Source organism: Ornithinibacillus salinisoli (genome assembly GCF_042684965.1).
GTDB lineage: Bacteria > Bacillota > Bacilli > Bacillales > Amphibacillaceae > Ornithinibacillus > Ornithinibacillus salinisoli.
Map to the genome: position 1 here is coordinate 59,430 of NZ_JBHUMI010000003.1, position 24,057 is coordinate 83,486.

The 24,057-nt window shown below is 35.0% G+C and carries 25 protein-coding genes; 9 read left to right on the top strand and 16 right to left on the bottom strand.

Going from position 1 to position 24,057, the window contains the following annotated elements; translation table 11 throughout:
* Window positions 1-11: 11 nt before the first annotated feature.
* From liaF to ACFSTA_RS00395, 3 genes are all read right to left on the bottom strand, one after another.
* Window positions 12-752: a cell wall-active antibiotics response protein LiaF gene (gene liaF / locus ACFSTA_RS00385; protein ID WP_377554354.1), complete on the bottom strand. Its 741-nt coding sequence runs from the start codon at window positions 750-752 to the stop codon at window positions 12-14.
* 13 nt (window positions 753-765) lie between these two features.
* Window positions 766-2,001, bottom strand: coding sequence for an MFS transporter (locus tag ACFSTA_RS00390; RefSeq protein WP_377554355.1), 1,236 nt, complete (start codon window positions 1,999-2,001; stop codon window positions 766-768).
* Between the two features lie 91 nt (window positions 2,002-2,092).
* Entirely contained in the window at window positions 2,093-2,731 is a 639-nt protein-coding gene (locus ACFSTA_RS00395; protein ID WP_377554357.1) for a phosphatase PAP2 family protein, read from the bottom strand.
* A 154-nt stretch (window positions 2,732-2,885) separates the two neighbouring features.
* Between ACFSTA_RS00395 and ACFSTA_RS00400 the strand changes: the two genes are divergently transcribed.
* Both ACFSTA_RS00400 and ACFSTA_RS00405 read left to right on the top strand, forming a co-directional pair.
* Entirely contained in the window at window positions 2,886-3,320 is a 435-nt protein-coding gene (locus ACFSTA_RS00400) for a ferritin-like domain-containing protein (protein ID WP_377554359.1), read from the top strand.
* A 188-nt stretch (window positions 3,321-3,508) separates the two neighbouring features.
* Window positions 3,509-4,678 carry a M20 metallopeptidase family protein gene (locus tag ACFSTA_RS00405; RefSeq protein ID WP_377554361.1) on the top strand — a complete coding sequence of 390 codons (1,170 nt, stop codon included), beginning with the start codon at window positions 3,509-3,511 and terminating at the stop codon, window positions 4,676-4,678.
* Between the two features lie 50 nt (window positions 4,679-4,728).
* On the opposite strand, the gene ACFSTA_RS00410 is transcribed toward ACFSTA_RS00405, so the two are convergent.
* Together ACFSTA_RS00410 and ACFSTA_RS00415 are read right to left on the bottom strand one after the other, a co-directional pair.
* On the bottom strand, window positions 4,729-5,943 hold the full coding sequence (locus ACFSTA_RS00410) for an ABC transporter permease (RefSeq protein WP_377554363.1): 1,215 nt from the start codon (window positions 5,941-5,943) through the stop codon (window positions 4,729-4,731).
* The gene (locus ACFSTA_RS00415; protein ID WP_377554364.1) at window positions 5,936-6,679 is read right to left on the bottom strand and encodes an ABC transporter ATP-binding protein; all 744 of its coding nucleotides are present in this window, start codon (window positions 6,677-6,679) and stop codon (window positions 5,936-5,938) included. The genes ACFSTA_RS00410 and ACFSTA_RS00415 overlap by 8 nt, the downstream gene beginning before the upstream one ends.
* Window positions 6,680-7,214: 535 nt before the next feature.
* On the opposite strand from ACFSTA_RS00415, the gene ACFSTA_RS00420 reads away from it, so the two are divergent.
* The 3 genes from ACFSTA_RS00420 (at window position 7,215) to ACFSTA_RS00430 (ending at window position 8,818) form a co-directional block, all read left to right on the top strand.
* Entirely contained in the window at window positions 7,215-7,646 is a 432-nt protein-coding gene (locus ACFSTA_RS00420) for an HIT family protein (protein ID WP_377554366.1), read from the top strand.
* Window positions 7,647-7,787: 141 nt separating this feature from the next.
* A complete protein-coding gene (locus ACFSTA_RS00425) occupies window positions 7,788-8,306 on the top strand; it encodes a tryptophan transporter (RefSeq protein WP_377554368.1) in 519 nt (172 codons plus the stop codon).
* A gap of 152 nt (window positions 8,307-8,458) precedes the next feature.
* A complete protein-coding gene (locus tag ACFSTA_RS00430) occupies window positions 8,459-8,818 on the top strand; it encodes a YtxH domain-containing protein (protein ID WP_377554370.1) in 360 nt (119 codons plus the stop codon).
* Between the two features lie 236 nt (window positions 8,819-9,054).
* On the opposite strand, the gene ACFSTA_RS00435 is transcribed toward ACFSTA_RS00430, so the two are convergent.
* The 3 genes from ACFSTA_RS00435 to ACFSTA_RS00445 all read right to left on the bottom strand — a co-directional run bounded on the left by ACFSTA_RS00435 (window position 9,055) and on the right by ACFSTA_RS00445 (window position 12,082).
* Window positions 9,055-9,957 (bottom strand): glycine betaine ABC transporter substrate-binding protein, encoded by a 903-nt coding sequence (locus ACFSTA_RS00435; protein WP_377554372.1) that lies wholly within the window; start codon window positions 9,955-9,957, stop codon window positions 9,055-9,057.
* Between the two features lie 75 nt (window positions 9,958-10,032).
* Window positions 10,033-10,890, bottom strand: coding sequence for an ABC transporter permease (locus ACFSTA_RS00440; protein ID WP_377554374.1), 858 nt, complete (start codon window positions 10,888-10,890; stop codon window positions 10,033-10,035).
* On the bottom strand, window positions 10,883-12,082 hold the full coding sequence (locus tag ACFSTA_RS00445; protein ID WP_377554376.1) for a quaternary amine ABC transporter ATP-binding protein: 1,200 nt from the start codon (window positions 12,080-12,082) through the stop codon (window positions 10,883-10,885). Before ACFSTA_RS00445 ends, ACFSTA_RS00440 begins: the two co-directional genes overlap by 8 nt.
* Before the next feature lie 296 nt (window positions 12,083-12,378).
* On the opposite strand from ACFSTA_RS00445, the gene ACFSTA_RS00450 reads away from it, so the two are divergent.
* Entirely contained in the window at window positions 12,379-12,879 is a 501-nt protein-coding gene (locus tag ACFSTA_RS00450; protein ID WP_377554377.1) for a GbsR/MarR family transcriptional regulator, read from the top strand.
* Window positions 12,880-13,076: 197 nt separating this feature from the next.
* Here the strand turns inward: ACFSTA_RS00450 and ACFSTA_RS00455 are convergent, their stop codons facing one another.
* Entirely contained in the window at window positions 13,077-13,415 is a 339-nt protein-coding gene (locus tag ACFSTA_RS00455; RefSeq protein WP_377554379.1) for a DUF1878 family protein, read from the bottom strand.
* 204 nt (window positions 13,416-13,619) lie between these two features.
* On the opposite strand from ACFSTA_RS00455, the gene ACFSTA_RS00460 reads away from it, so the two are divergent.
* The 3 genes from ACFSTA_RS00460 (at window position 13,620) to ACFSTA_RS00470 (ending at window position 15,503) form a co-directional block, all read left to right on the top strand.
* Window positions 13,620-14,165: a DUF3267 domain-containing protein gene (locus ACFSTA_RS00460; RefSeq protein ID WP_377554381.1), complete on the top strand. Its 546-nt coding sequence runs from the start codon at window positions 13,620-13,622 to the stop codon at window positions 14,163-14,165.
* A gap of 167 nt (window positions 14,166-14,332) precedes the next feature.
* The gene (locus tag ACFSTA_RS00465; protein ID WP_377554383.1) at window positions 14,333-14,518 is read left to right on the top strand and encodes a hypothetical protein; all 186 of its coding nucleotides are present in this window, start codon (window positions 14,333-14,335) and stop codon (window positions 14,516-14,518) included.
* A gap of 112 nt (window positions 14,519-14,630) precedes the next feature.
* Window positions 14,631-15,503, top strand: coding sequence for a peptidylprolyl isomerase (locus tag ACFSTA_RS00470; protein WP_377554385.1), 873 nt, complete (start codon window positions 14,631-14,633; stop codon window positions 15,501-15,503).
* Between the two features lie 82 nt (window positions 15,504-15,585).
* Here ACFSTA_RS00470 and ACFSTA_RS00475 read toward each other — a convergent pair whose 3' ends face one another.
* The 7 genes from ACFSTA_RS00475 to ACFSTA_RS00505 form a co-directional block, all read right to left on the bottom strand.
* Window positions 15,586-15,795 carry a sporulation YhaL family protein gene (locus ACFSTA_RS00475; RefSeq protein WP_377554387.1) on the bottom strand — a complete coding sequence of 70 codons (210 nt, stop codon included), beginning with the start codon at window positions 15,793-15,795 and terminating at the stop codon, window positions 15,586-15,588.
* 69 nt (window positions 15,796-15,864) lie between these two features.
* Window positions 15,865-16,815 carry a 3'-5' exoribonuclease YhaM gene (yhaM, locus tag ACFSTA_RS00480; protein ID WP_377554389.1) on the bottom strand — a complete coding sequence of 317 codons (951 nt, stop codon included), beginning with the start codon at window positions 16,813-16,815 and terminating at the stop codon, window positions 15,865-15,867.
* Between the two features lie 87 nt (window positions 16,816-16,902).
* Window positions 16,903-17,460 (bottom strand): GbsR/MarR family transcriptional regulator, encoded by a 558-nt coding sequence (locus tag ACFSTA_RS00485; RefSeq protein ID WP_377554391.1) that lies wholly within the window; start codon window positions 17,458-17,460, stop codon window positions 16,903-16,905.
* Between the two features lie 77 nt (window positions 17,461-17,537).
* A complete protein-coding gene (locus tag ACFSTA_RS00490) occupies window positions 17,538-20,513 on the bottom strand; it encodes an AAA family ATPase (RefSeq protein ID WP_377554393.1) in 2,976 nt (991 codons plus the stop codon).
* Window positions 20,514-20,523: 10 nt separating this feature from the next.
* Window positions 20,524-21,747, bottom strand: coding sequence for a metallophosphoesterase family protein (locus tag ACFSTA_RS00495; protein ID WP_377554395.1), 1,224 nt, complete (start codon window positions 21,745-21,747; stop codon window positions 20,524-20,526).
* Window positions 21,748-21,910: 163 nt separating this feature from the next.
* Window positions 21,911-23,161 (bottom strand): ABC transporter permease, encoded by a 1,251-nt coding sequence (locus ACFSTA_RS00500; protein WP_377554397.1) that lies wholly within the window; start codon window positions 23,159-23,161, stop codon window positions 21,911-21,913.
* Entirely contained in the window at window positions 23,154-24,053 is a 900-nt protein-coding gene (locus ACFSTA_RS00505) for an ABC transporter ATP-binding protein (RefSeq protein ID WP_377554399.1), read from the bottom strand. Before ACFSTA_RS00505 ends, ACFSTA_RS00500 begins: the two co-directional genes overlap by 8 nt.
* Between the last annotated feature and the right edge of the window lie 4 nt (window positions 24,054-24,057).

Here is a 24,057-nt window from a genome sequence, read left to right on the forward strand (position 1 = left end):
CATTCATCCCCCTATACATAATCCACTCGAACAGATCCTGCTTTTAATTTCAATGTTAGGTCTAATTTTCGTGTCGCCATTTGATAGTTCGCTGTCTCAAAGGAGAAATTTCGATTAATCCCATCTACGCTTTGCCCAACAACATCAATTTCACCAGCTTTTACCGAAGCATAAACGCGAAACTCTACATTTTCAGGAATTAAAATGTGTACATCCCCAGCAAGCGTGGAAATTGATATTGGGATTTCTTTTTCTGGAATGTAAGCTTTGGAAAAATCTAAATAAAAATCTCCTGCTAAATTGCTTAAATTCATTGGTTCAACTTTCCAATTTGGTTCGTTATATTCATGACTTCCAACTGAAAAATAGGATCCTTTGTGATGTTTTCCATTTACCTGCTTCCCATTTTTTTCAACGACAACTACTGGACCTTTGGAACGATTAATGAACATAAACCCGAAATAAACGATTAATAACGGCCAGAGTTTGAATACATTTTTAAATGCAAAGGCAATAACATCAAAACGATCAAGCAGTAACAACGATCCAAAGATGAAGAAAAATGATCCAAATACCCAACTTCCTCCCCTATGGCGAATTCGGTCTACCATCCATTTAACACCTAGTACGACAAAGATGGTCGGATAAATATAAAGCCAAGCATTCCCCATATTGAATTCAGCTATCCCTATATTCTCTAATACGAGCAATACTCCTAAAGTGATGAATACAGTTGCAATAATATAACGCATGAACTTTTTCCCCCTATTCATTTTTAAATCCTAGAATTTTTTTATTTCGTATGTTGTAAATCGCAATAAGGGTAATGATTACTCCACTGACAACAATAATAGTCTGTATACTAATCCCAAATGCAATAAGTGTTGATGTAACAACAAAAGATACAGGAACAAATCCAGTTGAGACGGTCATTAAAAAACTCATCATCCGACCAAGCATCTTTTTTTCAGTTGTTTGCTGCAGCATTGTTATTAACGGTATATTAACGAACTGAGTTGTAAAAGTCATTAGTGCTACAAGACCTGCCGTTATAAATAATTGGGAAGAGAAACCTGTTATTGTATATATCACACCTAGGAAAACTAAACTCCCGATCATAACAATCCCAGGTTTTTTTAGCTTAATGGATGCTAGCACAATCGCCCCAATTAGTGCTCCAATTCCAAGGGACGTTTGTACGGTAGCTAAACTAACGGCATCACCTTGAAAAACATCTTTTACCATGATTGGTAATCCAATTGCTAACGGACCTGCAAAGAAAAAATTTAAAAAGAATGCCATAACAACAATCGACACGACTAACTCATTTTTTCTCGCATAATTCCAACCCTCTTTAAAATCCTCCCATGGTGAAGGCTTATCGGAAACAGACTTCTCCTCATCCAATCGAATAAAAATTACAGCAAACGATGCAATAAGTAACATAAGTAATGCTACAGTAAATACTCCTTTAAAACCTAATAGCGCAATTAACGTTCCACCTAGTGCCGGACCTAAAATTGGACTAATTTGGGTGGTCATTTGCATAAAAGAATTACCACGTTGTAATTGCTCGTTTTTTAGCAGTACTGGCGTTAATGCATTCATTGCCGGATAACTAAAAGCATCAGAGATTCCAAAACATGCTGCTAAAATAATTAAATGAATAGCCGTGATAGAATCCATCCATATAAAGCTGAGTAGAATTGCGATTAAAATAGCACGTGAAAGATCGGAACAAAATAATATAGTTCGTTTATTAAACCGATCTGCTATCATCCCGCCGGTTGTTAATAGTAATAACCTCGGGATAGATGCAGCAAAAAATAACATTCCAAAATAAAAGCGATTATCATTTATAGAAAGCATCAACCATTCTGCACCAATTAAATAAACGTAATATCCCGGTGAAGAAAAAAATGCACTTATTAATAACAAAACAAAGTTACGATTCTTAAAGATAGGAACTTTTAATTCCTCTTGCTTTACTACTGAATCCATCTTCATTACTCCCTCCGTGTTTTAACTTACTTTTATCTTAAGAAATTCTTCACGAAGGGGTAACCAACCTCAGAATGCTTTCTTCTCCGACTCAAGACTGAGATTTACGTCTTTGGATGAACTCATAGCTATATATAAGCCCAATAAAACAAAAGAAGCCAATAAAAAAGCCAGCAACAATGTCCGTTAAATAGTGTACATTAATAAAATACCTACTAATTCCAATTAAAAAGATGAGCAATGCAAAGACAGCTTGGACGATAACAATTGCTTTTTGGGACTTCATTCTTTTCGTAATAAAATATGCCAAAAGCCCGTAACATACTAGCGTAATCATTGCATGTCCAGATGGGAAACTATAACCCTCTGCATTAGCTTCTACTAAAATGCTTGGTCTGTCTCGATTTACCAACGTCTTTATAAATTTATTGATCAAATGACTTAAAAAGGTTCCTCCAGCAAGCACCAATGCAGGTAACCAGTGACGAAATAGCCACCACAAGACAATCGCTGAGATGAATGTAAATGGATACATGAATGCTTCCGAACCTAAATTTGTCACACCACGAAAAAATGAGTAAATAAATGTATCCGGGAAGGAATCAACTGCCCCTCTTGTCCATTGGTCAACATAAGGCAACTCTCCTCTACCAATTTTTACAATCCAGGCTCCTATTGTGGTGACAACGATGAGAAATAAAAATAAAATAATATAATGCCGCTTTTTCATTCATTTCCTCCTAATTTAAAACTTTTACTATTATAAATCATGAAATTTTTGAAAATACCTTCTTTTATATATCATACCTTAAAATTAGTTTCAAAAAAACTATATTTGGGAATAGAATGATAGAATTATAACTCTTTAAAAGGCAGGGATTTTAATGGATAAGGAATTACAGAATCTAATAGATGGATTAAACGAAGACCTACGTCACGAATATGGAGCAGTCATTCAATACACATATAGTGCTTCTGTCGTTTCAGGACTGTATCGCTCTGCACTAAAACCATTTTTTGAAAGTGAAATTTCCGATGAACTTGGGCATGCACTGTATTTATCCGAAAAAATTAAATCACTTGGAGGTACACCTACAACAATGACTGCAGTCGTTCCACAACCAACAAATGTAAAGGATTTGTTACTAGCTACATTACAATCAGAAACAAATACAATACAACGATATGAGATAAGAAAACAACAAGCAGGTACATTAGGATTAACAGAATTAGTAGTTAAACTAGAAGACTTGATTTCAGATGAAACACATCATAAAGAAGAGATCGAACGATTACTGGAGGACCCTAGATTGGCATAGTTATTTATCCCCTTATTTATAGAGGATGTTCAAAAAGTCTGGTAAAAATGACACATCGAAATTATTCGTTGGCTTGTTTCTGCGCTGCCTCGAACTTCTCAGTCCTTTTCATCCTCCTTTTTGAACACACACTTATATTTAATTAATGTTATACTAGTTAGAAAATAACCAATAAGGGGGAAGCTAACTTGTTAAATCGTATTCATCAATCCATTGATGAACATTATCCTGAAATGGTTGAAATTCGGAGATATTTACACCAGTATCCAGAATTAAGCTTTCAAGAATATAAAACAGCAAAATATATTGCAGATTTTTATGAAAAAATAGGTATACCATATCGATCAAATGTCGGAGGTAACGGGGTTGTAGCAACCTTAAAAGGTGGAAAACCTGGAAAAACTATTGCATTACGCGCCGATTTTGATGGTCTACCTATCCAAGATGAGAAGGAAGTTGCCTATAAATCAAAAGTGGACGGGGTTATGCATGCTTGTGGACATGATGGCCACACCGCTACTTTGCTTACGCTTGCAAAAGTGATGAAAAACTTTCAAGATGAGCTTTCTGGAACAATTGTATTCTTACATCAGCATGCAGAAGAATATGCTCCAGGTGGGGCAAAACCAATGATTGAAGATGGTGCATTGGATAACGTTGACGCTGTTTTTGGTACGCACCTCTGGGCGACAACTCCTCTAGGTGTCCTACAAACATCAAAGGATGTTTTCATGGCAGGAACAGATCGTTTCCGAATAACGGTCCAAGGACAAGGTGGGCACGGGGCATATCCTCATGAAACTAAAGATTCAATTGTGATAGGATCTCAACTTGTTTCCCAGTTACAGCAAATTGTAAGTAGACGTATTGATCCACTGGAAACTGCGGTTGTTACGATTGGGAAATTTGAAGCTGGTACAGCATTCAATATTATTGCGGATACGGCGACATTACTAGGTACGGTCCGTTATTTAAAACCAGAGATACAAGAACTGGTCATTCAGGAAATGGAGAAAATCATAGAAGGTACTTGTGTTGCTAATGGGGTAACGTATACATTTGATTATGAAAAAGGCTACCCGCCATTAATAAATCATGCAGAAGAAGCCGAACTTGTATTAAAAGCTAGTGAGAATATAAAAGAAATCCATACCCGTGAGGAGGTCATACCTGTAATGGGTGGAGAAGATTTTGCTTATTATACGATGGAAAGACCTGGTGCATACTTCTTTACAGGTGCGAATAAAGAAGGTAATCCATATCCACACCATCACCCTAAATTTGATATTGATGAACGTGCATTACCAATTGCAGCAAAAACATTGATTGACACCTATTTCGCATTTCAAGAAAAATAATACAATAAAGGCATTCGCAAAGTCTAAAAGCTTTGGAATGCCTTTTTTAGTTATGCTAATTTTTGCTTCACATATCCGTTAATAAACAAATAGCTAAAAATGAATCCTCCTACTAAAGCGAAGAGAAATCCAGTGTATTCCTGTAAAAACAAGAAAACAAGTGAAAATAGTACCGTTTGGATCATGGTGAGCTGTAATAGCCAAGTAGTTAATGCTTTTTTCCGTACTTCCAAATCTACAGGATAGATATCGATCCACATGACCGTTCGATGGTGTTGATACAACGTCATCATTTGAAAGCTACTCATATATAGAAATAATAATGCAAAGATAATCTTCATCCACATATTTGGAACGAAATAAATAAACAAGCCGCCAATTACTATCAATCGAACATACATACCAACATAATCACCACCACGAATAAACGTTATTCGATATAAATAATCATACGTATGTTTCTTCGCAAATGGAATTCGCTTACGAAGAACAGATACAAGCCAGTGGCGACTTTTGATCCGATTTTTCAGATGAGGTACATCTGTAAACATATTGGCAATCCGATAAAATGTTTGCATTCTATTTTGATCTTTTTCCACTAAAAGTTCCCAAGCAAGACCTGATTGTTTTCTGGATAAGTTCAGGTCATAGAGGAATACAATGATAAAGAGAACCGTTGTTATTCCTGCTATTAATATCTCTCCGTTAACAAGAAAATAGAAAACGGCAATATTTAAAAGTAATCTCGCTACTTGATCCACATATCGAATACTTGTATCTCGTACCTTTAGCATCCACCAATTGGCAATTAAATTCCAAAGTTTAAAAATCAGAACTACCAGCAGTGTAAATAAATAAGTAGATCCATCACGATCAGAATACGTTTCAAAATATAATGGTCCTAATGCTGCTACAGCAAGTAATATCAAATATAGCTGAATAACGAAACTGTAGATTAATGCATTTCGAAAATAAGATCCCATTCGATGTTCCGCCGTTATAAGGAATACTAAATCAGGCTCTTTAAGTAAAGTACGTACTGGGCTATAGCTAATTAGGAGACCGAATGCAATTGCAATTACCCAATTCGTAGGGAAGTTTTCTGGCAGTTGAGCAAGCCATTGCTGGTAATAATAAGCTAAAGCTGATATAAGAAAAAGGGTTGCTACAGCAATATGCCCATTAAATATATAGCGTAGATACCTACTTGTCTCCTTTAAATGTGCAGAAAATCTTTTTTTGAAAAAATCATGTGAATTAAACATGGTTATCTTCCTTTGTTAATTGCACATAGAGATCATCCAAAGTGGCGTTCGGCATATTAAATTGATCACGTAATTCATTTAACGTGCCTAGCGCTCTTATTTCTCCTTCATGCAAAATGACAAAACGATCACAATATCTTTCAGCAGTTGCTAAAATATGTGTGGACATCAAAATACCTGAACCATTATGCTTCATTTCCTCCATCAACTGTAAATACGATTGAATTCCTAATGGATCTAAACCGACAAAAGGCTCGTCCACAATATAAAGTGGTGGTTCGATTAAAAAGGCACACATAATCATCACTTTTTGGCGCATTCCTTTGGAGAAATGAACAGGAAACCATTTTAGTTTCTTTTCCATACGAAATTCTTTCAATAACAGTTCTAATCGTTTTTCAAAAACATCTTCAGGAATATCATAAGCCATTGCGGTTAATTGAAGGTGTTCATAAAGTGTTAATTCATCATAAAGAATAGGCATTTCTGGTATATAAGCTAACTGATTCCGGTATTCATTTGGATTTTCCGGAAACGTTTTACCGTTTATAGAAACCGAACCTTTCTTTGCTTGCATTAAACCAATAATATGTTTAATCGTTGTACTTTTACCTGCTCCATTGAGACCAATTAAACCGACAATTTCTTTCGGATGGACATCAAAAGAAATTCCATGTAACACATTTTTATGGGTGTAACCCCCAACTAAATTATCAATACGTAACAAAGGTTCCACGAGTTCTCCCCCTAGATTTGTTCACTTGATTAAAATTTTATCACTTTTAGGACATAAAGCCAAAATAAACTGTCATACGAATCTCGACATTTTTTTAATAAGTTGTGTATAGAAAGATCAATTCCGTTCACAATAACTAGTGAAGAACGAGGATGATTCACTGCAAAATAATTTGTAAAACACAAATGAGGTGTTAGTGTTGGCATATAAAAAGGCTTCACTACAATAATTGTGTAAAAAACAAATGAGGTGTTAGTGAACGATAATCTAATGAAATAAAACCCTTTTATTAGAAAAGGTCTCAACGCCATGAGATACTGATGAAAAGGTTTTTTGTAATAGAAAGTTATGAAGCTGAGCGATTAACTAATTTACAAAGTCCCCACATTAGCTTTATTGACATTCTCGTTCTTCTTAAGGCAGGCTTTGTCCCTCCCCAGGGACAGAGCCTGTTTCTTTATTGAGGTGAAAAACTTTACAATTCATTCCTCAACTAATTAAAATGAAGAAAAACATGGAAGGAGTTGTCTTGTAAATGCCACATGAAGATTGTATCTTTTGTAAAATTATAGAAGGGGAAATTCCATCAGCTAAAGTGTATGAGGATGAACATGTATATGCTTTTTTGGACATCAGTCAAGTCACCAAAGGTCACACGCTTGTCATTCCTAAGAAGCATACAAAAAACATTTATGAAACCCCAGCAGATGTAGCACAAGAATTGTTTGCACGCATTCCTAAGATCGCCAATGCCATTAGAGATGCCTTTAATCCTGTTGGAATCAACTTACTAAATAACAATGAAAAAGCTGCCTATCAATCCGTATTTCATTTACATATCCATTTAATTCCACGATATGGCAATGAAGATGGGTTTTCATTAAACTGGGAAGCACATACCGATGATTATACTTCAGATGATTTACAACAAATCGCTACAGATATTACGAACAACGTGAATGTGTAAGGAAATCTGAAAATTACACCTTTTTATTTTTCCCTATGTCTGTTATACTTGTAATAAGTTTTCGCAACTGACGATGAGCGTACAGTTGGAGAATGAAAAAAATTTAATAGCTGAGTTCAGCTGAGATGAGGAGAGGTACAAATGAATACGAGAATTTTGGTCATTTTATCACTATTAGTGGGGATGGGTGCTGTTTTGCACTTTGTAATGCCACCTATTTACGGGGTAACACCGGATATGATGTTGGCAATGATGTTTTTAGGAATAATGTTATTCCCAAAACTAAAATACGTGATAATATTATCGATCGCAACAGGGGTTTTATCCGCATTAGCAACAAATGCTCCTGGTGGTCAGATTTCCAATATGATTGATAAACCAATAACTGCTTTACTATTTTTTGCACTGTTTTTACTTGTTAAAGACAAACTAAACATTAATATTCTTGCCCCAATATTAACAGCTATCGGTACAATAATAAGCGGGTCGATCTTTTTAAGTGTAGCATTATTTATTGTTGGTTTAATGGACGGTGCATTTGTAGCATTATTCGTAGCAGTAGTATTACCTGCAGCTGGTTTAAACACTATCTGCATGATAATTATTTACCCTATTGTCCAACAAATTATGAAAAGATCACGACCTATTGCCGTAAGCTAATAATTTTAACAAATAAAAATCCTCTGGCAAAAAGCTTGTCAGAGGATTTTTTAAACAGAATAATAGTATAATTACATTATATACATAAAAGAATTAATAGGATTTACAAAAAAGGAAAACAATAAGGTATAGTGGGAAAGGAGCGGATTCGTATGGCAAACGGAAAATCTCTATTACTAGGTGTTATGGTAGGAAGTGTTGTGGGGGCTACTGCAACATTATTAAGTGCCCCGTCATCAGGGAAGGAATTACGCTACCGTGTAAGAGAACAAAGTATAGAATTAAAGGATCTTGTAGCTAACCTAAAACAAGATGGTTTAAAATTGAAGGACCAAATTGCTGCTACTTCTAAAGAAGGTGTTTCGTTAATTAAAGAGTTAACACACGATATGAAACATTCCGTTCAAGAATGGAAAAACACAGTTGAACCTCATCAAGAAAATATTCGTGAATACTTAGAGCAAATTGAATCAAGTTTAAAAGAATTAGAAGATAAAGTACAAAAGCAATAATTACGATATAAACTTTCTCATTGAAGTTGATGAGGGAGTTTTTTTATTTGTTGGAGAGGGTGGTTGTCTCTGTCCGATGTTCTCGCTCATGCGTCCGATGTTCTCGCGCTTGTGTCCAGTACTCTCCCACTTGCGTCAAATATTATCACCACTCACAACAATACCAAGTCCCAATACAACACATCTTAAAAATAAAAAGAAGACTGACACATTTAGTATCAGTCTCCTTCTAACTATTATTCTACGCCTTCTGTCCACTCAGAAACTTTTTCAGCGTTATCTTCTACCCATGCAGCTGCTGCATCTTCAGGAGAAGTTTCATTATAAACATCTAACATAACAGCTTCCATGTCCTCAGTTGTCCAGTTGAATTGATCCAATACTTTATAAACATTTGGTAGATCTTCTTCTAGACCTTCACGAACCATTGTATCAATAGTCTCTTCTCCACCAAATACACCTTCAGGATCCTCTAAATATTTTAGATCATATTCAGCAAATTTCCAGTGTGGAGTCCAACCTGTAACAATAATTTCTTCCTCGTTGTCATAAGCTGAACCTAATTCAGTAGCCATCGCACCACTTGATGATGGTACTACTTCCCAATCTGCAAGATTATCATAAGTTCCTACAGCATTTTCAGCATTAGTTACAACACCAGAACCTGCTTCAATACCAGTAATCGTCATATCAGCTTCATCTGATAAGTCAGCAATTGAGTTAACATCCATATATTCTGGAACTACTAAACCAATTTTAGCACCTTCTAAGTTCGAGCCAAGCTCTACCATTTGATCAGAGAACTCTGCATATTGTGACTCATGTGTTGCTGGTAGCCATGCTGCAACCATACCATCTGCCTCACCGCTAGCTACCGCTTCCCACATTGCAGTGTTATCGATTGGTGTTAATTTAACATCATATCCAAGATCCTCTAGTACTTTACCTACAACATGAGTAGAAGCAACTTCAGAATCCCACTCTACATAAACTAATTCTACCTCTTTTCCATCACCTACAGATGATGTACCTTCAGAATCAGAATCAGTTGAATCGTCATCTGATCCACACCCTGCTGCAAATAATGATAATGAAAGTCCAGCTGCAATACCTAGACGTTTCCAGTTAAGTTTAAACATAACTTTAAATCTCCCCTTTTTCTGTAATTTTTTATATGGAACTTTTCGTAAAGAAAAGATTACCAACACAATTAATTAAGCTTTTTTCCCTTTTTTGTTCACGCTTTGTGTAATACGGTCTATAATTATTGCTAAAATAACAATACCTACACCGGCCACAAAACCTGTACCAACGTTAGAACGTTGTAGAGAAGAAAGCACTTCTCTTCCAAGACCTGGAGCACCAATCATAGATGCAATAACTACCATGGATAATGACAGCATTATCGTTTGGTTGATTCCTGCCATGATCGTAGCTTTTGCCATTGGAAGTTCAACTTTAAATAATTTTTGCGTACCTGTACTACCAAATGCCTCAGATGCTTCAACAAGCTCTTTCGATACTTGGCGAATTCCCAAGTTAGTGAAACGAACTGTTGGTGGTGTCGCAAAAATTAAGGATGCAAATACACCTGGTACCATTCCTATTCCAAAAAACGCAACAGCTGGAATTAAGTAAACAAATGCTGGCATCGTCTGCATGAAGTCAAGTATTGGTGTCATAATTGCTTCTGCAGTTTTACTTTTCGACATTAAAATACCTATAGGTACTCCAATGACTACAGACAATATACTTGCGATTAATACTAAGGTTACAGTAAACATCAATTCTTCCCAGTAGCCTTGGTTATTAATCAACCAAAGACCGACTATTGAAAATGCGGCAAGACCAAATTTTTTACCTGATACGAAAAATGCAATTATTGCAATTACAATCATAAGAATAAATGGTGGTATTCCCATTAATATATCTTCAGAGAACCATTCCATAAAATTTCCTAAATGTTCTTTAATAGGTGAAAAGATAAATGAAAGTCTATCTTGTAATTTTTCCACAAACCACTTCATTCCCTCAGCAAGGGGGATACCTTCTGTAAACCACTCTTTAAACATTGTCAATATTCACCTCACTATCTCCAGCAAGTGCTGCGATTACTGCTCCACGAACAATAATCCCTACCAATCTTTCGTTTTCGACAACAGCAACCGGAATTGGTGAACCATTAATAATGGTAAATATATCTTGCATCGCTGTTTCTTTTTCTACTTTTTTAATATCGGTACGAAGTATTTCATGGATGTCTCTCACATCTTTCTTCCTTGCTTCAGATGCATCGTCAGCCGTAACGTAGCCTTTTAAATTACGTTTACTGTCAACAACCAGAATACTGGAGAGCCCTTCTTCACGCATACGCTCTAGAGCAACACGAGGACCATGTTTATCGATATTAATTGTTTCTGGTCGTTTCATAATGTGTTGAGCAGTAAGAATCTTCGAACGATCCACATCTTCAACAAATTTTTCAACATAATCATTTGCCGGATTGACTAAGATTTCTTCCGGAGTACCAATTTGTACAATGGATCCATCTTTCATCAATGCAATGCGATCACCAATTCGTAGTGCTTCATCTAAGTCATGTGTAATAAATATAATCGTTTTCTTCATACTCGATTGTAAATCGATTAATTCATCCTGCATGTCCTTACGTATTAATGGGTCTAGCGCGGAAAAGGCCTCGTCCATTAGTAAAACCTCTGGATCATTTGCTAACGCCCTAGCTAAACCAACACGTTGTTGCATACCTCCGGATAATTGGTCTGGCTTCTGCTCAATGTAGTCACCTAATCCAACCATCTCTAAAGCTTCTTTTGCTTTTTTAGACCGTTCTTCCTTCGATGCTTTTTGAATTTCCAATCCATACTCCGCATTTTGTAAAACAGTACGGTTTGGAAAAAGAGCAAATCGTTGGAATACCATACTTAATTTTTCGCGTCTAATTTGACGTAGGTCTTTTTTATCCATTTTGGCTAAGTCTTGACCATCAATTAGAATACTGCCTTCCGTAGGGTCGATAAGACGATTTATTAACCGAACTAAAGTGGATTTCCCACTACCTGATAGACCCATGATCACAAAAATCTCACCAGCTTCGACGGAAAAAGAAGCACGATTTACGCCAACTGTACTGCCAGTCTTTCGTAATATATCTTCTTTTGAGAAGCCTTCATCTAAAAGCTTTAATGCTTGTTTGTAATTCTTACCGAAAACCTTCGATAAGTCTTTAGCCTCTATAATAGGCACAACTGTCACCTCTTTAATAATTCTTTTTTTTCTCTTGTTTAAATGACACAAGTTTTTCATAAGTACCGAACATGGTTAACTTACTCTTAATACTATATAACGTTTTATATGTTCAGTACAAACACTATATACCATTAATTTCGTTTATATTTTTTGTACAGTTTATACTGTACGTTTTATTCGCGGAGTTTCCTTTTAAATCCTCCAATTTGCTTCAAAATACATATCAACTTGCTGTTTTTCAAAAAAGCTATTTTATTGTAACCTTGATATAGCAATGTTTCTAGGAGGATTACATGTTGGAGCATAACACCGAAAACATACAAAATAATATAATGAATGAATTTGCTAAAACTATAGAAATGTTTGATTTAACACCGTTAGAGGCACGTTTGTTTGCCTACTTATACTTAGCTGAGAAGCCATTAACATTAGATGAAATGAGCGAAGCGCTAGGGAAAAGCAAAACATCAATGAGTAAAAGTATACGGAGTTTATCGGATATGAATCTAGTAACACTAGTATGGAAGAAAGGAGTTCGCAAAGATTTATATCAGGCAAACTCCCAATTATTTAAATTATTCATGACTTCTTATATAAACAAATGGATTGACGCTACCAACCACCGAAAAGATGCATTACACGTAATTGAAACAGATCTACAACAGCAACATGGTAATCACATAAATGATGATGAATTAAATAACCTAACCTACCAATTGAATAAAATTATAGATTTCAATAAAAAATTAGATTCCTTTTTTCGAAGAGTAAAAGTAGACGATAAACACATGTAATCTCAAAAGGTCTGCCTCCTTAAGACATGTTTCATGTCTTAAGGAGGCAGACCTTTTTTTCATTAGCAGTAGAATTGGTATACAATGATGAGGTAGTATTGATATGCTCTTTATTCTCTTGGACCAAGGAAGCATACGTCGGATCTTAATTAAAATACGCAGGCTTATTTCAAATCATCGATCAACCTCGTTTATTTCTATTCTCGTTCCACAATTAAGTTTATAAAAACCTCCATTAATTCCACAAAATATCCTTCTTGCTTTAATGCATGAATCGTTTCATCTGGGTTAAGTTTCTCATTAAGCATTCCAGCAAAATGTATTAATAATGGGGAAAAATTAAGAAACCCTTCTTCTTTTTGTGCTTCAAATTCTTCATTTATGGTATGGAGCAACTGAAATAGTTCTTTATATTCTTCGTTTGTAATATTCTTCTCAATAACAAGCCTTGTTAACGGGTACTTTTTCAAATCAATTGTTTTGGTTAGTAACTGTAAGTGAAATGACGCTAAATCATTCTTATCATAACCTTCCAATACAAGCCACTCCCCCATTCTAATACATAATTTCGCCTTATTGTCTGAATAGACTTTCTATTATTATAATTACATCTATAAAATTTTACAAAAAAAGTATTGCATTTCCTTACCAAACGTACTATCATTCATTAAGGATTTTTTAATAAACTAATAAATAACTAGCTTATTATTTTTGCATTAGAATTAAAGGGGGTATATAAAATGAACTGCTGGAAAACAATAAACTTTAAAAAAGAATACGGATTAAATTGGCTGCGATTCATTTCATGGTTTACTGGTTTATTAGCATTCATTTTACTTTATGTACCAACTACCATTGCACATGGTGGAAATCAGGTCAATGAATTGGGATTGATCTATTTAATCATTGCACTTTTTTTATTACCACCATTTAATTCATTTATGCATATTTTACCATTGATCTTAATGAATAAACGAGGAAAAATAATCGACAAACGTAAAAGTAAAATAATACCATTATTTACACGTTACCCATGCATGCAGCTTTCCAAGATGAAATTCCTACTTGTTGCATTAGCTCCAACTGTAATGATTACAATACCTGGAGTTGTTTTAAGTTTTCTCATTCCAGAGTTCTATGTATATATTTTACTATATACGTCCATTCATATTGGAATCACATGTATAGACTTTATCTATATCATTCACATTATTAAAGCCCCAAAAGAATCCTTGGTTGAAAATAGTAATGACGGCTTTGATATATTGCTAAAAGCTACGAACTAAGAACCTACTCACTAGGTTCTTTTTTAATGAAAAATTTAAATCTCTACTGTTCACATGATTAATATTCTGATACAGTAAGATATATAAAAGTATATATAAATAATTATTAAATCATATTATAGATACTTCTCACTTATTTTTATGTTTTCCAAGGGAGGTCTTCAATCATGAACGTAATATTCATTATCTATGCACTTATTATTTTATTCATTTTTAATTCACTTACTCACAAGTTTTGTACGAAATTGGAGATGAATCAAACAAAACAAGCTTCAGTTTTTCGAGTTATTAACATCATGATGCTCATTTTATTAGTATCATCTTACGTAAAAGTACAAAATGTAATATTATAGATCATGCTATTTTTCCTATTTTATAATAGGACTATTTTTTTTAAGCAAATCTATGTTATATTACTTTATAGTACCATTAATTTTATTAGGAAAAGATTAGGAGTGTTCATGCATGAAAAAACTAGCAATAGCAGCAACAATAACTGCAGGTGTTCTAACATTATCTGCATGTAATTCAGATGATCCCGAAGTAATTGTTGAATCCGAAGCAGGAGAAATTACAAAAGAAGATTTTTATAATGAATTAAAAGACCGAGCTGGTGAAAATTTATTATATGAAATGGTAATACTTCAAGTCTTAGAAGATAAATACGAAGTTACGGATGATGAAGTAGATGCACGAGTACAAAAGACAAAAGATCAGCAAGGTGAAAACTTCGAAATGTTCCTAAGTCAACAAGGTATCCCAGATGAAGAAGCATTCCGTGAGCAAACTTATCAAGCAATCCTACAAGAAAAAATGGCTTTTGAAGATGTTGAAATTACGGACGAAGAAGTTCAACAACGCTATGACCGTATGAAAACAGAAGTACAAGCTAGCCACATTCTAGTAGAAGATGAAGAAACAGCTAATGAAGTGAAACAAAAATTAGACGAAGGTGAAGACTTTGCTGAGTTAGCAAAGGAATATTCAACTGATGGTTCCGCTGAGAGTGGTGGCGACTTAGGCTATTTTACAGCAGGAAAAATGGTTCCTGAATTCGAAAACGCTGCATATGCTTTAGAAGTTGATGAGATTAGTGAACCTGTTCAATCACAGCATGGTTACCATATCATTAAACTAACGGACAAGCGTGAAGTAGAAGACATTGCATCCTTCGAAGAAATGGAAGAAGATATTCGAAACCAACTTTCATATTCTAAAATTGATCAAGCAGCTTTCCAAGAGAAACTAAATAAATTAATTGAAGAAGCAAAGATCGATGTGAAAATCGAAGACTTTGAAGACTTGTTTACGATCCAAGAAGCAAGTGCACAAGGATAATCAAAAACGCGAGGCCCGTTTAGCGGCCGCCAGTATAACAAAAGCTATCCAGTAGGGAAAATCCCCCTATTGGATAGCTTTTTTAATGGGAAACTTGTTGTGTTTGCTCCTCATCTTGCTGTAATCTCTTGTGTCTCTCCTCTTCTATTCGTTCCATGTACACCTTTCCTTCTCGCTCAATATATTGCTTTTCCAGTTCTTTTTCAGCGCGCATAGCTCGGAAAGCCATATATCCGCTAAGGAAAATAAGTAGAACCACCATAAATACCCACCAAGGAATACCAAAAATCACGTAATCCCCCCCTTGTCCTCATCATCTAATACAAGTATATGAACAAGAAGTTGAAATCATTACAACGGATTACAAGTCATCATCAAATGTTGGTTTATAAAAGGCACGATTATCCATTGCAAACAGCCTTTGTGTGAACTCACCTGGGTTAGTATTTTCTAATGCCCGATTAAGCATATTCATTTTCGCATCGATCAAGTCAATGAGGTGCAATAATTCTGCTTCTCGAACTAATGGTGGAGTTGGACTTCCCCATTCCGCTTTTCCGTGGTGACTCAAGACCATATGCTGCAAAATTAATACTTCTTCCCCTTCAATACTTAGTTCTTTCGCCATTTGTCCTATTTCTTCCACCATCATCGGAATATGCCCCAGAAGTTTCCCCTCCATCGTATAAGAAGTTGAAACAACACCAGACAATTCTTTTAATTTACCTAAATCATGTAAAATAATGCCAGCGTACAGTAAATCTTTATTCACTTGCGGGTATAGTATATGTAATTCCCTTGCAAGTGCGAGCATACTAACAATGTGATGGGCAAGTCCAGATACATATTCATGATGATTTTTAGAAGCTGCAGGATATGTTAATAATGCCTCTTGATATTTTTTGATAAATGCACGAACGATTCGTTGCAAGGTTGCATTTTTCATTTCAAATATAGCTTCTGTAAGTTTTTCCATTAATACCTCACGTTCGATGGGGGCCTTTTCAATAAATTCCGATACATGTACACCATCTGTAGGTTGAGATGGGCGAATGGAGGTTATTTTCATTTGTGCTTTTCCACGAAACTGATTAATCTCTCCGGTCATCCGAATTATTTGTTCAGCAATAAATGCTTCTTCATCTTCTTTTGTTACATCCCATAACTTAGCTTCTATTTCCCCTGTTGCATCTCGCAATATAAGTGTAAGAAATGGTTTTCCGGTACTGGTTACCCCTCGATTTGCCTCTTTAATTAATACAAATCCTTCAAACGAATCCCCAATTTGATGTTTACCGATACCTTTACTCATTGTCTATTCCCCCTTCTATAGAAAAAGAGACTGACAGAAAATAGGCGTATAACATTTCTCCCTATTTTTGTTGCCAATCTCAGATCGTCAAATATTATCTTCGTTTTTTGGTATATACTGAAATATTTCTCCGGACTCTATTACTCGGATAAACTTCATTAACCAATCATAATAATTTTTTGCATAACGAAGCCGTTCAATATCTGAATTAATTTTATTTCTCAACTCAGGGTCTTCCGTTTTATGATAAATCTTTACTAATTCATCAATTGCTTCATTCGCTTCTTCAATATTTGATTCGGTGTGCTTACGCCAACGATTTCCAAATAATGATGTAAATGATTTATACCAATCTTCTTCTGATTGATACAAATCCTTTCGAAAACCTTTTTTAAAGGTTGGCTCCACCATTTTCATATCCGATAATGCTCGAACACCTGTTGACATACTTGTTTTACTCATCTCAAGTGCATCGCGCATATCATCTAATGTCATCGGTTCATCTGCAAAATATAATGTACCGTATAATCTTCCTACAGAGGATGTCATTCCATATAGGTTCATATTTTTGGCAATCACTTGGATAAATTTTTCGATCGTTTCTTCATACTTTTCCCAGTCTTTAACTTGTTTTTCTTCGGGCATGGAAGTCCCTCCATTTTACCGTAATCCCTTCTTGCTAGATATAAACATGTTTATACATTTAATCTGAAAACAGTTTATCACTTATTTTCCATTAATGGAACCAGATTTGTTAATTTTATTATATTTGCTTGCCTTGATTCCATTATTTCCTGTTTACAGGAAAATAAAATTACCTGTTGTTTATTAGCAATTTGAGCTAATATCTTCATTACTCGATCTGTTCGAACGGCATCAAAGTGAACAAACGCATCATCAATAATGAATGGTATTTTATCTTTTTCTGTCATGACTTCCCCAATAGCTAATCTTAAGGAAACATATAATTGATCAATTGTACCTTGTGATAATTCATTTACAGTATACCGAATATGATCTTTGTGTTCTACTAAAAATAGTTTATCAGCCGTTGGGGCATAAACATTAATATAAGTCCCCCCTGTAATTTCTTGAAAATATTCTGCTGTTTGTTCCATTACTCTCGACAAATACTTATTACGATACGTACGTTTTGTTTCTATAAGTAATTCTTTTGCTGTTTTATATATTGCCCATTCTTTTGCAAATTCTTTTACTTGCTCTTTTTGCATATGAAATTGATGTATCTTTTTCGAGTAGCTGTCTGAGGACTCCATGTTAATTAAGTCAGCTTTGATATCGGCTAATTGCTGGTGCATCTCATGCAATTTTTTTTCCGCTTCCGCTTTCTTTTCTCGAACCTGTTCTAACTCTAATTCCAAATTACTTTGCTTCGGTGTTTCTACTAAAAAATCATCCCATTGGTCTTTTGAAAAGATCACCTGATATTTTCTAACTATTCTTTCCCGTAATGTTTCCCATTCATGCTTCTGCTTTAACTGATTTGCTCTTTTATAATACGCATCCTCATCTTCCACTTCTGCTCCAATAAACAACGAATGGATTTCTTTTTCAAAGATCCTATTTTTTTGCCGTAACTCCTGCTGCTGTTTCTCATTCTCTACTAAAAGTTGATCAATTTGCTGCATTTCTAGCTTCATTTTATCTATACTATTACGTTCTTCTTCAATCAAACGAAGCTGAAGTTCCAAATTATTAGGGATCTCCACCATATTCTCTTCTTTTAGGAAAGCCTCTACTTCTGTAGTGAATGTTGTAAGTCCATTTGAGATATGTGCAGCTTGTTTTTCTAATTCTTCCTTTTCCTGATGCATCCGTAACACGTTCTTCAACGCATGATATATTTCTGGCCAGTAAGTTACATCTACAACTTTTAAAAATGGAAAAAGTTCACGCTGTTCAAGAATTTTTCCTTGTAATCGTTTTTCATTTTCCTGATATACGGTTCGTTTTTCATCTAACTGTATGTGTTGTATATCTATTGCTTTCAATTGCTCATGCAAAGATTTTTGTTCCTTGTTGTTATCTTCATCCCTTTGTAGCATCTGAATGAATTCATCTTTTTCATGATCTGTTATCGGTTTCTGTGAAATGACATAACTTGTTTTCGCAAGGAACTTCTCCATTTTTTTCAATGCGCGTCTACTCCATATCCACTGAGAGATACCTAATAGAATACAGATAACAGCTATACTTCTCAAAACGATAGCCTCCATAAAGAAGGAGGTTATTCCAGCCACAATTGCTATACAAGTGAAAAGAAGCAAATACGTTTTTGTTTGTTTTTCAGTATTTCGTTTATTATGCAACCATTTTTGTTCCTTGTCAGTTTCCTCTTGCTTTAGCTTCTCTAGTATTTTATTTTCCTTGTAATCATTTAACTTCTCTTCTAAGAGGGACCGCTTGTCATGTGGTAATAGATTTCCTTGTATTTCTTGTACTTGTGCTTCTATATATTGTTGCTTGTTTTCTATTAATTTCTCTTCTTCCTGAAGCTTTTTTTGTTCATTCTTCAGCTGTTCGCGGGAATTTTTACAATCTGTCCATGACTTCTCGATATGATATGGAAAATGAAGATGATATAAATCTTCACTCGATAATCCGATACTCAGATCCCGTAACTCTGCTTCTATTCGAAGATTCAATTTCTGACTAGCTGCTTGAAGCTTATTCAGTTCTTTCTTGTTCTCCTTATAATGCGTATACCTGTCCAGAATATGCGATGCACTCTCATAATGCTGCTTTTCATCTAATGATTTCTCTAAAACACTTCTTTGGTCTCTATGTTTTTGTTCCGTTGTCTTAAGTACCGACATTTCACTTTGTAATGGAATTACTTTTTCCTTTAAAGCTTGTAGGCGATTAATACCATCCTCTGGAAAAACTAAATCTTGAGGTAGATCCGCTAATTGTGAACTATACGTATAATATTCATGGATTTCTGGTAAAGCCTGTAGCTTTTTTTCAAGCAGTATTTCCTTCTCTTTATCCTTATGTAGGCTTTCTGCTACTTGGTTCATTTCTGTTGTTAATTCCAATATATCCGTTTTCTTATTTCGGTAAGTAGATTCCTCTTGTTGCAGATCAATCAAGGATCTATGCTGCTCTTGTAATGCTTGTAAATGGTGGTTAATTATTGGCTTTTTACCATATGGTTTAAATAATTCTGCTAGTTTATTATCCAACCTTTTTTCTATAGTGTTAATATGAGACGAGCCCGTTAAGCCAATACTTAGTAATACTTCGCCCATGTTTTCTTCTTTCATGGAGCGTATAGTTGCCAGATCTAATGCTGAAAACGAGAAAATAGATTGATATGTCTCTAAAGTCATTCCATTTAACCGCTCTCGGAGCCAATTTTCATCATATACTTTTCCATCTGGAGTGTAACAAATTGCAGCACCATTACGTGTCTCATCCATTCTTTCAATTGTAAACTCACCAACATTCGGATCAAATATGGTTAACCTACCGCCCATTTTACTACTCGTTTTTGGTCGATAGAATGTTCGCATTTTAGGTGGGAGTCCGAATAACATAAACAAAATAAAGTTATTTAACGATGACTTTCCAGATTCATTTTTTCCATAGATAACTGTAAACGGATATTTTTCAAAATCAACATTAAAATCCACCCATTTTGCAAATCCATGTACAGTAGCTTGTAGTAACTTCATCTTCCACACCTCATTTTCGGAGTAGCTCATGAATTAATAACTGATAAGCTTCCTCTTTTATTTCTTCTATTTCTTCTGATACGTTTTCAATATACTTTCTTGCTTCCTTATGTTGAAATAATTCATGTAAAAAAGGCTGAATAGATGTACTTTTATGTAACCCAGTTAATTCTCCTAAAAAGTGTTCACCTTCATAAGATAGATGTTGGAAATTTGAAGACCATGTAACATGAAATCTGTGAATATACATCCAATTTTTTGCTGAAGTTAAACCTTCATTTATGATCTCTATTATGTCTCCTATTAGATGTTCATTTTTCCAATGTTTAATTTCCTCATGCTCAGCATGTATTGTTAAATCAATTAGTTTTGGCGTGTTTCCACTATGTTTCACTTCTAGATTTTTTCGAATATATCCTTCTAACTGATGAACTTCCTTACATTGCGTGACATCTATGGTAATGGGTTGAAATTGAATTGCTTGAAGAGGAATAAAATCGGCCTGACATTCCGTTTCTGCCATTGTTATATGATAGCAACCTTTCTCACCGGATTCCTTCCGATTACGACCTTGTATATTTCCTGGATAAATAATTGGTGGGTGTTCCTTTAATATTTCACGTTTATGAATATGCCCTAATGCCCAATAATCAAACGGCTTCTCTGCTAAGTCACGCAATAGAAATGGTGCATACTGATCATGCTCCGTATTACTTTCAATACTCCCATGAAGCATAGCAATATGAAATGGGGTATGTTCATCCTTTATGTTATATTCCATCACTTTCTTTTGGGTCACTGCCCGATTTTCGTAACTGAAACCATAAATGTTAACGAGAGGATGATCCCCACGATAATGTGTCACATGTTGAACTTCTTCATTGGGAAATATATATACATTTGGCGGATATGTAATAGGATGGATATTTCCCTTTATAAAGTCATGATTACCATAGGAAATGTACACTTTAATGTGATAGAGATCCAATTCTTCAAATGCTTTCCGTAACTTAATTTGAGCTTTTAAATTTTGCTGTTCGTTATCAAATAAATCTCCAACCATAAGTACAAAATCTACATTTTTATTAATAGCCTGTGCTACTAAATTATCAAGTGCAGTAAACGTACTGTCACGCACCTCTTGAAAAATATTATTTGGAACATTTGCCAAGCCTTTAAATGGGCTATCCAAATGTAAATCAGCCGTATGGATAAATGAAACTTGCTTCGGCATCGTAATCACCTCAATGATAATTTCTTTCCATCTATTTTAACAAAAACCCGAAGCGAATGCACGTTCGATTAATATAAAACTAGTTCTTAGGCTATTTCAGCGAGTGAAAGTATTTAAACCTTATATGTAAAAAGGTCACGATATTCGTGACCTTTACTTACCGTTATTCTTTTTTCGTTAATTCTATTGCTTTTTTCATATCTTTTAACGAACTAGAACGCCCATACATTAATACACCACCCTTATACACTCTTGCACCGATTAATGCTAATAACGTAATGGTTGCTATTAATAACCCAATGGAGATAGCTACTTCCCAAAATGGGACATCTAGCATACCTACCCGAAGAAACATAAGCATCGGTGTAAAGAAAGGAATAAAGGATGTCACAGTAACTATAGTAGATTCTGGCATACTTAATCCAAACATTGCTAATAGAAAGGCAGCTACAACTAATAATGTCATTGGTGTTATTAGTTGTTGTACATCTTCTACTCGACTTACGAGTGAACCTAACATCGCAGCCAATGTAGCGTATAGTAAGTAACCTAACAAGAAGAAGACAATACCGTATATATAGACTGATGGTGCGGTATCCTGAATACCAAAGTAGTCAAATATTCCCCCTGTTAATTCATCCTTCTTAGACTGAACGACGGTATATCCAACTACAACAAATAATGAAATCTGTGTTAGACCCAATAATGCAATACCGGAAATCTTTGCAAACATATGTGTAACCGGGGATGCGCTTGACACTAGAATTTCCATTACTCGAGATGACTTCTCTGTTGCAACATCGGTCGCAATCATTGTTCCATACATTAATACAGCCATATATAGGATGAATAACATAATATATACAATCCCTCGAGCTTGGCTTAGCTCTTCATTTGTTTTTGCACTTTCATCTAGCGCAACCTTTTGAAAGGTAACAGGTTCATAAATTTCCGTTATTGTATCTTGATCAACTCCTGCAGCTTGTGTCGCAATGGCTATTTTTAATTGCTGCAATTGTTGTTCCAGGTTCGTTTGAATTCCTGTTTCTGTAATATTATTCGAATAGTAAGTAGCTTCTGGTAATTGTTCGTCATTGATTTCCGTTACTACTAATGCTTTATACGTTCCTTCTTTGACTAATTCCTTTACATCGTCTTCTGATTCATCTACCAAAACTAACTCCATATCGTCACTATTGGAGGCAATACCTGCTTGTAATGGAGCAAATAACTCCCCTGATTCATCTAAAATAGCTATTTTGTTTTTGTCATCACCTGACAAGGTATCGATAATCGATTGAAAGTTAGCCATCCCAATAATGAACAATAGAATAATGGCCGTACTAATATAAAAAGACTTTGTCTTGAGACGTGTTATATACGTATGGGACAATATGATCCAAAACTTATTCATAAGCTGCACCTACTTTTTCTATAAAGATATCGTTTAACGATGGTTCTTCTAATTCAAATTTACGGACAAACCCTTTACCATGAATAGCAGAAAAAACCTTTTGCGATACATCTTCATTTTCGATTTGCAGTGCACATCCTTCAGTAACTCTCTTATAACGCAATACACCACTAATATCTTGCAAAAATTCTAACGGCATCTCCGCATGAATAATTAAATTCTTTTTACCAAAAGAACGTTTAATCTCACGTAAAGTACCTTGAACGACTGGCTTACCTTTATGTAAAATACATAAATGCTCACACAATTCTTCTACATGCTCCATGCGATGTGATGAAAACACGATAGACGTTCCTTGTTCTTTTAAATCTAGAACGGCTTCTTTCAGCATCTCTACATTTATTGGATCAAGACCGGAGAAAGGTTCATCCAAAATCAACAATTTCGGCTTATGTATGACAGCCGAGATGAATTGTATTTTTTGCTGATTTCCTTTTGATAACTCTTCTACTCGCTTGTCAAGATATTCAGGTACCTTAAATCGCTCCAACCACTCTTCTAATTCTTTGATAACTTCAGACTTACTCATTCCTCGTAATTTTCCAAGGTAAACTAACTGGTCCCTTACTTTTAATTTTGGATAAAGCCCTCTTTCTTCCGGCAAGTAACCAATTAAATGGCTCTTATCATAGTTAATCCTATCACCATTCCAAGAAATATCTCCTTCGCTACGATCTAACAATCCTAAGATCATCCGAAACGTTGTAGTTTTCCCAGCACCATTTCCACCTAAAAATCCAAACATCTCACTCTCAGGGATTTCTAGTGATAAATTATTCACTGCGATATTGTCTCCAAATTGTTTCGTTACATTTTTTAGCACTAAAGTCACATTA

What these genes read in the sequence shown, in the direction of transcription:
- liaF (WP_377554354.1), bottom strand. Translation starts at nt 752, where the DNA reads ATGCGTTATATTATTGCAACTGTATTCATCACTTTAGGAGTATTGCTC.
- ACFSTA_RS00390 (WP_377554355.1), bottom strand. Translation starts at nt 2,001, where the DNA reads ATGGATTCAGTAGTAAAGCAAGAGGAATTAAAAGTTCCTATCTTTAAG.
- ACFSTA_RS00395 (WP_377554357.1), bottom strand. Translation starts at nt 2,731, where the DNA reads ATGAAAAAGCGGCATTATATTATTTTATTTTTATTTCTCATCGTTGTC.
- ACFSTA_RS00400 (WP_377554359.1), top strand. Translation starts at nt 2,886, where the DNA reads ATGGATAAGGAATTACAGAATCTAATAGATGGATTAAACGAAGACCTA.
- ACFSTA_RS00410 (WP_377554363.1), bottom strand. Translation starts at nt 5,943, where the DNA reads ATGTTTAATTCACATGATTTTTTCAAAAAAAGATTTTCTGCACATTTA.
- ACFSTA_RS00420 (WP_377554366.1), top strand. Translation starts at nt 7,215, where the DNA reads ATGCCACATGAAGATTGTATCTTTTGTAAAATTATAGAAGGGGAAATT.
- ACFSTA_RS00425 (WP_377554368.1), top strand. Translation starts at nt 7,788, where the DNA reads ATGAATACGAGAATTTTGGTCATTTTATCACTATTAGTGGGGATGGGT.
- ACFSTA_RS00430 (WP_377554370.1), top strand. Translation starts at nt 8,459, where the DNA reads ATGGCAAACGGAAAATCTCTATTACTAGGTGTTATGGTAGGAAGTGTT.
- ACFSTA_RS00435 (WP_377554372.1), bottom strand. Translation starts at nt 9,957, where the DNA reads ATGTTTAAACTTAACTGGAAACGTCTAGGTATTGCAGCTGGACTTTCA.
- ACFSTA_RS00440 (WP_377554374.1), bottom strand. Translation starts at nt 10,890, where the DNA reads ATGTTTAAAGAGTGGTTTACAGAAGGTATCCCCCTTGCTGAGGGAATG.
- ACFSTA_RS00450 (WP_377554377.1), top strand. Translation starts at nt 12,379, where the DNA reads ATGTTGGAGCATAACACCGAAAACATACAAAATAATATAATGAATGAA.
- ACFSTA_RS00460 (WP_377554381.1), top strand. Translation starts at nt 13,620, where the DNA reads ATGAACTGCTGGAAAACAATAAACTTTAAAAAAGAATACGGATTAAAT.
- ACFSTA_RS00465 (WP_377554383.1), top strand. Translation starts at nt 14,333, where the DNA reads ATGAACGTAATATTCATTATCTATGCACTTATTATTTTATTCATTTTT.
- ACFSTA_RS00470 (WP_377554385.1), top strand. Translation starts at nt 14,631, where the DNA reads ATGAAAAAACTAGCAATAGCAGCAACAATAACTGCAGGTGTTCTAACA.
- yhaM (WP_377554389.1), bottom strand. Translation starts at nt 16,815, where the DNA reads ATGAGTAAAGGTATCGGTAAACATCAAATTGGGGATTCGTTTGAAGGA.
- ACFSTA_RS00485 (WP_377554391.1), bottom strand. Translation starts at nt 17,460, where the DNA reads ATGCCCGAAGAAAAACAAGTTAAAGACTGGGAAAAGTATGAAGAAACG.
- ACFSTA_RS00490 (WP_377554393.1), bottom strand. Translation starts at nt 20,513, where the DNA reads ATGAAGTTACTACAAGCTACTGTACATGGATTTGCAAAATGGGTGGAT.
- ACFSTA_RS00495 (WP_377554395.1), bottom strand. Translation starts at nt 21,747, where the DNA reads ATGCCGAAGCAAGTTTCATTTATCCATACGGCTGATTTACATTTGGAT.
- ACFSTA_RS00500 (WP_377554397.1), bottom strand. Translation starts at nt 23,161, where the DNA reads ATGAATAAGTTTTGGATCATATTGTCCCATACGTATATAACACGTCTC.